Origin of the sequence: Schnuerera sp., from assembly GCF_035459645.1 — a bacterium.
Taxonomy (GTDB): domain Bacteria; phylum Bacillota; class Clostridia; order Tissierellales; family Tepidimicrobiaceae; genus Schnuerera.
The window spans coordinates 1-1,877 of the sequence record NZ_DATHXO010000380.1; the positions used below are offsets into that span (position 1 = coordinate 1).

General features: G+C 32.0%; 2 protein-coding genes. Both read left to right on the plus strand.

All coding sequences use genetic code 11. The annotated features are described in order from the left end of the window. The coding region (wecB, locus tag VK998_RS08825; RefSeq protein ID WP_325227738.1) for a non-hydrolyzing UDP-N-acetylglucosamine 2-epimerase at positions 1 to 910 on the plus strand (910 nt) is incomplete at its 5' end. A gap of 15 nt (positions 911 to 925) precedes the next feature. Continuing rightward, a partial coding sequence (locus VK998_RS08830) for a PAS domain S-box protein (RefSeq protein WP_325227739.1) occupies positions 926 to 1,877 on the plus strand: 952 nt, incomplete at its 3' end.

Here is a 1,877-nt window from a genome sequence, read left to right on the forward strand (position 1 = left end):
AGAGATTACTATGAAGGCTTTAGCAGGATTAGAAAAGGTAATAATGGAAGTAAAGCCAGATGTATTATTAGTTCAAGGAGATACTAGTACAGTATTTTCTGGAGCTTTAGCAGCTTTTTATCAAAAGGTAAAAATAGGACATGTTGAAGCAGGATTAAGATCAGGGAATTTATATTCCCCTTATCCAGAGGAAGCAAATAGGAAACTTACGGGGATACTTACAGATTTTCACTTTGCACCGACTAATACCAATAGAGACAACCTATTAAAAGAAGGATATCCAGAAGACAAAATATTTATTACAGGGAATACGGTTATAGATGCATTACAGTATGCAGTGAAAGAGGACTATAAATTCCAATTACCTTTGCTAAATGGGATAAACTATAGAGAAAAGAAAGTAATACTTTTGACTTCCCATAGGAGAGAAAATATTGGCAAGCCTATGGAGAATATATTCTCTGCCATAAATCAAATAGCTTTAGAATATGAAGATGTAGAAGTTGTATTTCCTATTCATTTAAATCCTAAAGTTAGAGAAATAGCTAATAGGATATTTAAAGAAAATAGGCGAGTTCATTTGATAGAACCACTAGACTATGAACCTTTTACTAATTTAATGGCTAAATCCTATCTAGTGGTCACTGATTCAGGTGGACTACAAGAGGAAGCACCAAGTTTAGGAAAACCAGTTTTGGTAGTAAGGGAAGAGACGGAAAGACCTGAAGGAATTGAAGCAGGCACTGCAAAGCTTGTAGGTACAGATTATGATAAGATACTGAAGGAAATAGATACTTTAATAAGAGATAAAAAAGAATATGAAAAAATGGCTAATGCAGTAAATCCTTATGGAGATGGCAAAGCTTCTGAAAAGATTGTAGATATTATCCTTAAGCGAGGTGTTCTATAAATTAGGAGTGATTTTATGAATTTTCCAACCTATGATTCAGATTTTTCTAATTTTTTATTAGATTCCCTTCTTGATGGGATACTCGTTGTAGATACTAATAGTAAGGTTTTCTATGGAAATACTACTATCTTAAGAATGTTAAATATTGAAGAAAAAGAGTTTAAAACCATTTCTTTTCCAGACTTTATTAAAAATGAAAAGATGAGAGAATTTTTTATATTAGATGGTAAGAGTAGAGAAGAAGAATTTAATTCAAATGGCAATCATCTATTGTTAAAATATATCCCATATATGGTTAAAAAAAAGATATATGGTCATATATTCATAATTCGAGATATAACGGATATTAAGGATTCTCAAAGTCAGCTATTAGAGGAAAAGATGAGTCTAGATATGATAGAAGACCTTTTAGAATATGCATATGAAGGTTTTGCATTGGTAGATAGTGAAGGTAAAATTGTAAAATGGAATTATGAAGAATTACTAGGAATAAAAGAAGAAGATGCAATAGGTAAACCTGTAAATGATGTTATAGAAAATACTAGATTAGATGTAGTCGTGAAAACTGGTAAAAAAGAGATAAGGCATATTCAGAGGATACAAGGCCACGATATGGTAGCTAATAGAGTGCCTATTATTCGTGGAGGAAAAATAATAGGAGCAGTAGGAGCAGTACTATTTAGAGATGCCAGTGATATAAGGGAGATGGCTAAGGAATTAATTGAGTTGGAAAACAAGATTAATGAATATAAAGGTGAAATTGAGAGATTACAGGACAGTAGATATACCTTCGATAGTATAATCACTCGAAATCCAAAGATGGAATATTTAAAAAAACTAGGTAGAACTGCGGCTCAATCAAATTCTACAGTATTAATATTAGGGGAATCTGGTACAGGAAAGGAACTATTTGCCCAAGCTATTCACAAAGCTAGTTATAGAAAATTTGGGCCTTTCATTCCTATTA